The organism is Pedobacter sp. BS3 (genome assembly GCF_008274585.1).
Taxonomy (GTDB): domain Bacteria; phylum Bacteroidota; class Bacteroidia; order Sphingobacteriales; family Sphingobacteriaceae; genus Hufsiella_A.
Genome location: NZ_VTRT01000014.1, coordinates 19876 through 27787, shown reverse-complemented (window position 1 = coordinate 27787; position 7912 = coordinate 19876). Strand labels below are relative to the sequence as shown.

Genomic DNA, 7912 nt, shown 5'->3' with positions numbered 1-7912 from the left:
GATAACGATAAGCTGCTGCTCGATGATAACAGCGATCCCAGCTACATGGCCTTGGTCAATGGCGATAACAATACCAATCGCTATGGCATAAACCTGGGCGTAGCCCTGACCGGCGGAGACTACTACGTAGCCTATGCCCTGAGCGACGTGGTACAAAAAGACGACACCGGCAACCAAGGCATCGCAGCCTCCTCCGCTATGCAGCATATCGTACAGGCAGGTTATCGCAGAGAAGTAGCCCCGTCCATCGGATTGATCATCAACGGCATATACCGGTACGATAAGAACCAGAAAGGCGTAGCCGAAGGCCAGCTGAAAGGCGTATTGAGCAATACCTTCTGGGTAGGAGCAGGTTACCGGAACGATCTGGCCTACACGTTCAATGCCGGAATACGCATCAGGCAGCTACAGGTAGGTTACACCCGCGAGATGTCATCCGGCAAAACAGACGGCATTTACCGTGGCGGTAATGAGATCACCCTGTCATACACTTTTGCACCTGTATTTGGTAAAAAGTTATCGGTATGGTAATGTTTAGTCAAAAGTCAGGCAATGCGAAGTCCCGGGATGAAATAAATCCATCCCGGATATAGTTAAGAGCTAAAAAGCCCCTGCCGTCATTCCGCCCCGAGTACTCGGGGGGGCCGGAATCTCCTAAATAGCAGCATAAGCGCCGCCTTAATCCCGAAGTTTCGGGGTGAAATCAGGTTCAGGGTGACGGGGTTCCGGGCTTTTTAGCGCTGTCTGTGCTGCCACTTCACTTGCTGCTTTAATAGTCAATAAATTGATAGCAAAATCCTAAAATTAACCTGATGCCTGTGCGAGACTTCAGGAAAAGTCAATTCGTCCGGGAGCCTTTATACAGGGGATTTTTCTGTGTAGGCATTTCAGCCCCGGCCTGCTTCATGGTTCTGAACAGCTCGTCCAGCATTTCATCGCGTTTGGCGGTATTGATATTGGCCAGATTTTTTGTTTCGCCGATATCATCTTTCAGATGATATAGCTCTACGGCGTTATTCATTGCAATTTTATCCCGGCCTCCGTCAAGAACCCATTCCTCGTGATACAACAATAATTTCCAATCGCCTTTGCGGATGGTGGATACCGGCCTGCTTCTGAAAATCTGGTCGCGGGAGCCCGGATTGGGATTATTCAGGTAGCCGGGGAAATGCCAGAACAACGTACGCTGCTCTAAATCTTTTTCGCCTTTGAATAGCTTTATCAGGCTTTTTCCGTCCAGGATTTTATCTTTCGGCTTAGTTCCCTGTGCAATTTCCAGTACAGTGGGAAAAATATCCTCATCAATAATAGGCGTATGCTGAACGGAGCCGGGCTTAATCACTCCGGGCCAACGCACAGCAAACGGCACCCGGATTCCACCTTCGTAGTACATGCCTTTGAAACCACGCAGCGGGTTTTGCGGCGATTGGGGCAACCCGCCGTTATCGGACGTAAAGATCACCACGGTATTTTGCTCGAGTCCTAAATCCTTAATTTTCTTCAGCAGGATACCGATGCCGTCATCCATCTGGTTATTCATCGCGGCGAACTTATCGTTATGCTGGTATTTACCTGCTTTGCCTTTGAACATGGCATAACGATCTTCACGGGCCTGTATCATCATGTGTGTGGCATGATGCGCTACGTACATAAAGAAAGGCTTATCTTTATTTTCCTCCATAAACTTACAGGCGCCTTCGGTAATACGGTAGATCCCCTTAGGATCGTTGGTTCGCTCAAATTCTTCCTTCGATGGTGGATTAAATGATCCATCTACATCAAAACCCTGATCACGGGGCAGTGTGCCGGGTCTTTTGCCCAGGTGCCATTTACCGAACATAGCGGTTTTATAGCCGGCATCGTGCATGGCTTCGGCAATAGTATACATGGAAGGTTTTAGTTCCTCGGTATTCGGAATTGGCTCCAGCCGCATTTGCGCCACTGGCCCACGTTTTGTACTGGTTACCGCGTATACGCCGTGCCGCGGAGTGTACTGCCCTGATATAAGACAAGCCCTGCTGGGCGCACAATTACCGGCACCGGCATACGCGTCGGTAAATATCATTCCCTGTTTGGCAAAGGCATCCAGGTTGGGCGTCTGATAGAAATCGCTGCCGGTAAATCCGGCGTCTTTCCATCCCATATCATCGGCCAGGATATAAATAATATTGGGCTTTCGTTGCGCAACGGCAACCACGCTGAAAAGTAAGAGGGGCAAAAGCAATATCCTTTTCATTATTTTTATTTCAAAGGGTCACTGAAATTGGTTAAATAATTGATAGGGTACTAATGTACATGAACTGACCTTATATTCATACCTGAATTTTCATTGACCCATGAAATTTCCGTAATCCCCGGTAAAATGTGGCGAAGTATCTTTTATGATTATCCATAGGATATCAGATTTTATTATGATACATAACAATATGGTGCATAACGAATTATGCGCCTAATGCTCTCCGGGCATATTCCACACATTTGGCTACTTCCTTCACGGCATCTGATCCGGGTGGAATAGGATATTCCAGCTCTATAGCTGCCGGGTATTTATACTGCCGCTGAGACATTAACTTTAACACCTGCACAATGGGTGTATCTCCCTCGCCCCAAGACATATTTGCACCGCCATTGGCTTTGCTTTTGCGGTCTTTGGTGTGCATGCTTACGATGTGTTCGTGTTTGGCATTGATAAATTCAATGGGGTCATATCCGGCAGCTACGTAATGCCCCATATCGAAATTGATGGCGTTATAGGGTGATTCCGCGATCGCGTCATCCCACATATCAAAGGTTTCCTGTAAATGGCCGTGATAGCCTACCTTAATTTTATGCCTGGCGGCGATGGCTGCCAGACGGCTGGTCTGCCCGGGCTTTTTGGGAAATTCCACATTGGCCTGGTTTGCGCCTAATGCCTTAGCTGCCCTGAAGGCATAATCTATCTCGGCATCGGTATTGTTTATGCCTAAAGCATCCGGCTTATAGCCGTATATGGATACTCCGGCCTGGCTGTACATTTTGCGAAGTTGTTCGAATTTATCCATCGATACCTTCGCCCGCCATTCGGCCATTTGCTTTCGATAGTCTGCCATAGCGGCTTTGCGTTCGGCCGCGTCTTTTGAACGTGGCGGAGCGGAAGGCGCTCCGGCAAATTCCTCGGCCGGGGTTCCCATGAGTTCGATGGCACTGATATTGCAATCGAGGCAATATTGCAGCAGTTGCTCGGCGCTGCCCGGCATGCTTCTGAATGAATAGGTAATCACCCCGATTTGTACGCCTTTAAACAGGGAATTGGGCTTGCCCAGGTTCGGGATATAGGCCGGCATGCCAAAGGTTTTTCCCGGAGAAAGGGCGAAGCCTGCGGCTATCAGTCCTGCTGACTCCAGAAAGCGGCGACGGGATAGCCCTTGTTTATGAGTGCCCGTGCTTTTAATTTGTTTTTCGGTATCGTTCATTTCCAGATTTATCATTGGTTACTTTATAAAATAAAGATAAAGCATTAACCAGCAATCGTGTGAGATGTATTATGTAATAATGCGATTACAGACTTTATTTATAGTAACCGTAAAACCAGGGAAACCAGTAAGTTATCCCGTAAAAAAGAATTAGTTAATCACAGGGATTATTATTTATCCCTCACTCACGCTCTCTTCAAGCTCAGTGTACCAATCCTCGCCATATTTACGGATCAACGGCTCTTTTAAGAACTTATATACGGGGATTTTCAGTTCTCTGCCAAAGCTGCATGCCGGACTGCAAATGTGCCAACGGTCATAGTGCAGCACATCGAACTCAGGATAGGCTGTTATACGGATGGGATATAAATGGCAGGAAATGGGTTTTTTCCAGCTGATTTTTCCGTCTTCGTAGGCTTTCTCAATAGCACATTTGGTGATACCGCCTTCCCAGGTTACATAGGCACATTCTTTATAGGTATCTACACAGGGAGTTGTGTAATCGCCTTCAAAATCTTTCACCCAGGTTCCGTTCTCCTCTACGGTTTGTATGCCTTTGGCCGTCATATAAGGTTTTACCTGCGGATAGATTTCTTCTAAAACGGCTAACTCGCTTTTGTCTAACGGCGCACCGGAATCTCCTTCAATACAACAGGCACCTTTGCACTTAGACAAATTACATACAAATTGTTCGGTTACCACATCTTCGTGCACTAAGGTATGCTGAATTTCAATCATCATGTTATTTGGATACTACCAGGGGCGATTTTAACCCTGTGGCTTGTACAATTTCCATGGTAACCGAACCCACGAGTATTTCTACCTGCGCCTTTACCGGAATACGGTTTATATCATCAGATATCCACAAATACAGGCGGCTGTCTTTTTTAAAGATACGACCGGGCTGTATGGAAGGGCTGAATTTCAGACAGTTTACATACCCCAAGGGTGTTTTTACACGTTCTTTACCGATATATTCTATTTTAAGATCGGTCACCTCATCTTTTAAGAAATAATACATGGTAAAGGTATCGCCGCTTTTGACCCCGGTAAGGTCAAGGCTGCGGGCAAAATAAAAGGCCGAAACCATATCAAACGTTTGCCGGGAGCCTTTAAATGTTCCCCTATTGCTTACAATTTTATGCTGATCCTGGTAAAACCGTGCTTTATCGGTACGCCGGTAATTGGATTCACGGATGTTCTCGGTATACAGATACGGCAACAGCGTTTCACGGTCGATGTAAGAATCATAACGGTCGCGGACTTTATAGAATATATCAAACGAGCCGGAGGTTTTACCCTGTGCAACCAGGTGATAAACCGGCCGGTTATCAAAACGCACATCGCTTTCTTCTACGTTGAGGGTAGCTTCTGCCGCGGTTAAAAATCCATATTTCAGCTTGTATCTTAATTGTTCACCCGGCTGAAATGCACCATTCTTGCGATTTTCCAGCAACTCCTGGCCACGAACTGTCAACTGAACAAAAAAAAGCGCTATTAAACAGGTAAATGGTCTCATACTTTTTCTTAACAGATAACAGGCTGAATTGCTTTACCGGCTGCTAATTAAAAATTAAAAAGTTAAAAGTCAAAACTTAAATCAGGAATGGTTCAATCTTTCCGCTTATAAATAGGCACTGTTGAGCATGGTTCGCCGTACATGATGCTTTTGGCAACCCGTGTTAATTGTGCGGTTATTTCTACATAGGCGGAAACCGGCACAGGAATATCTCCGCAGCCCTTTATAACCACACGCTGGTCGCGATAGGTTTCCCAGCTTACAGCAGCTATGGCCTTTTGATACAAAATGCTTTCCAGTTCGTCTAAGGTGCCAAAGTGAACTGTTGCGGCAAACGGAGCCATTTTATTGGCCAGCAGCATATAGGCCCAGGTTGGCACAATGGCATCGGCTGTACAGGTTATCGCCACATGCTTGTCCTGATATTGCTGCCAGTCATGATTTTTAACAAACTCCCTGAAATCTTTCTCCTTCAAAATTAACCCATGAAAAAGATTATCCTTAATATCGTATAAAAGCCTTTCTCCAGCCGGACTAAGCGTAGCCGGGTCAAAACTTATCAATCCGCTTTGTGCAACTTTGTTGATTATATTTTCCTGGATATCCATTGCTACCTCTCTATATTTTAGCAAATATCAGCATTCGGCAGCGAACTGTTGTTAAATAGCAGTCAAAAAACGGGGGCAACTTTACTTAAGTGATAAGGGAAACGGGTTTGTCACAACGATAGCAACCTCAGTTCGGCTAAGGCGTCGGCTCGTCCCGATTTACAATCGGGATGCTATAAAACGGCGTTTGCAACGCAGCAATGTTGCTTAAGACAATCAAAGGCCGCTATTATCGGCGTTACAAACGCCGGAGATTTATGCACTCGTTTCGCAAACGAGCGCAAACAGGTTTGCTTAAAAATAATCAAAGGCCGCTATTATCGGCGTTACAAACGCCGGAGATTTATGCACTCGTTTCGCAAACGAGCGCAAACAGGTTTGCTTAAAAACAATCAAAGGCCGCTATTATCGGCGTTACAAACGCCGGAGATTTATGCACTCGTTTCGCAAACGAGCGCAAACAGGTTTGCTTAAAAATAATCAAAGGCCGCTATTATCGGCGTTACAAACGCCGGAGATTTATGCACTCGTTTCGCAAACGAGCGCAAACAGGTTTGCTTAAAAACAATCAAAGGCCGCTATTATCGGCGTTACAAACGCCGGAGATCTATGCACTCGTTTTGCAAACGAGCGCAAACAGCTATCCCGGATGTTATAACACGGTTGCTTTACGAAAGATATTTTCCCACAATCGGCATTCTTCTACCCATGCCAAACGCTTTAGGCGATACCCGCAGAATGGGTGGCGTTTGATACCGTTTAAACTCGGCTATATTCACTAATTTCAATATCCGGCGAACCAGCGCTTCATCATAGCCCTGTGCAATAATAGCCGCCGAGCTTTGCTTAAGCTCTATATACTGGTATAATATGGCATCAAGGATATCGTATTCGGGCAATGAGTCAGAATCTTTCTGGTCGGGACGTAATTCTGCCGAAGGTGGTTTGACAACGGTATTTACCGGGATAATCTCCCGCTCACGGTTAATAAAACGTGCCAACTCATAAACCTGCGTTTTATACACATCGCCAATGACGGAAATAGCCCCGGCCATATCACCGTACAACGTGCCGTAACCCACGGCGGCCTCGCTTTTATTGGATGTATTGAGCAGGATATAGCCAAACTTATTCGACATGGCCATTACTACGATGGCCCGGCAACGAGCCTGGATATTTTCTTCGGCAAGGTTAAACGGCAAGCCTTTAAATGCCGGTTTCATCATATTGTCAAAGGCATCGGCAGCTTCCTTAATGGGGATAATTTCGTGCCGGCAGCCTAAGTTTTCAACCAAATCCAGCGCATCCTGAACGGAATGACCGGTAGAAAACTTAGAAGGCATCAGCACGGCCATTACATTCTGCGGACCTAAAGCTTCGGCGGCAAGCGCACAAACTACTGCTGAGTCAATACCACCGGACAACCCCAGAACGGCCTGCTTAAACCCTGATTTTTTGAAGTAATCCTGTATCCCTAAAATCAATGCGCCATGAATCTGTTCAATATCGGGATGTGGTTTGTGCTCGCAAGGTTCAAGCCCCTGTATCTGCCCATCAGAGAACTCGTATATCCTGAAATCTTCCTTAAAATAGCTCAACTCATCCAGCAACATGCCTCCAGGATTAAATGCCAGCGAGCCGCCATCGAAGATAATTTCTGTTTGAGCGCCGACCTGGTTTACATACAGCAGGGGCAGTTGATATTTGCTGGTATTATCGCTCAATACCTTTACGCGTTCATCGTCATGGCTGTATGAAAAAGGCGATGCGGCAATGTTTATCATCAAATCCGGCTGTTGCGCTATCAGTACATCCATCGGGTTGGATATATACAAGGGGTTATCGTTGATGTTCCATAAATCCTCGCAGATGGTCAAGGCAATTTTTATTCCCTTAAATTCAATGCAGTTAAACGTACTGGCAGGCTCAAAATACCGGTATTCATCAAAAATATCGTAATTAGGCAGCAGCGCTTTATTCACTATGGCTTTAACCTGCGTATCTTCAATAAACCAGGCCGAATTAAACAAATCTTTACCTAACGGATTATTATTCACGGTTGGTAAACCCACAATACAGGCAATGCCGGTACAGGCTTCGGCAATCTTGCGGGCCGATTCTTCACATAAGCCAACAAATTCGGTAAATTCCAGGAAATCCCGTGGCGGATAACCCGATACCGCCAGCTCTGAGAACACAACAAGATCGGCTCCTTCGGATTTTGCCCGCTCAACAGCATGAATGATTTTTTCGGTATTGGCTTCGAAATTGCCGATATGATAGTTGAGCTGTGCTAAGGCTATTTTCATTGAGTAGAATAATTTGTCTTTAAG

The 7912-nt window shown here is 45.9% G+C and carries 7 protein-coding genes; 1 reads left to right on the top strand and 6 read right to left on the bottom strand.

All coding sequences use genetic code 11. The features are described from left to right. Positions 1-531: type IX secretion system membrane protein PorP/SprF (locus tag FW774_RS20080; RefSeq protein ID WP_149350293.1), on the top strand; the 531-nt coding region annotated here is incomplete at its 5' end. Positions 532-838: 307 nt separating this feature from the next. Here FW774_RS20080 and FW774_RS20075 read toward each other — a convergent pair. The 6 genes from FW774_RS20075 to FW774_RS20050 all read right to left on the bottom strand — a co-directional run bounded on the left by FW774_RS20075 (position 839) and on the right by FW774_RS20050 (position 7888). Next, on the bottom strand, positions 839-2236 hold the full coding sequence (locus tag FW774_RS20075) for a sulfatase (protein WP_149350291.1): 1398 nt from the start codon (positions 2234-2236) through the stop codon (positions 839-841). Between the two features lie 205 nt (positions 2237-2441). After that, complete coding sequence (locus FW774_RS20070; protein WP_197739901.1) at positions 2442-3467, bottom strand: sugar phosphate isomerase/epimerase family protein; 1026 nt, start codon at positions 3465-3467, stop codon at positions 2442-2444. 159 nt (positions 3468-3626) lie between these two features. Next, positions 3627-4190, bottom strand: a complete 564-nt coding sequence (locus tag FW774_RS20065; RefSeq protein ID WP_149350299.1) for a DUF3109 family protein — start codon at positions 4188-4190, stop codon at positions 3627-3629. A gap of 4 nt (positions 4191-4194) precedes the next feature. Then, on the bottom strand, positions 4195-4971 hold the full coding sequence (locus tag FW774_RS20060) for a DUF3108 domain-containing protein (RefSeq protein WP_149350289.1): 777 nt from the start codon (positions 4969-4971) through the stop codon (positions 4195-4197). Positions 4972-5063: 92 nt separating this feature from the next. Further along, positions 5064-5579 (bottom strand): DUF2480 family protein, encoded by a 516-nt coding sequence (locus FW774_RS20055; protein ID WP_149350288.1) that lies wholly within the window; start codon positions 5577-5579, stop codon positions 5064-5066. Positions 5580-6247: 668 nt separating this feature from the next. Continuing rightward, positions 6248-7888 (bottom strand): NAD+ synthase, encoded by a 1641-nt coding sequence (locus FW774_RS20050; protein ID WP_149350286.1) that lies wholly within the window; start codon positions 7886-7888, stop codon positions 6248-6250. Positions 7889-7912 lie beyond the last annotated feature (24 nt).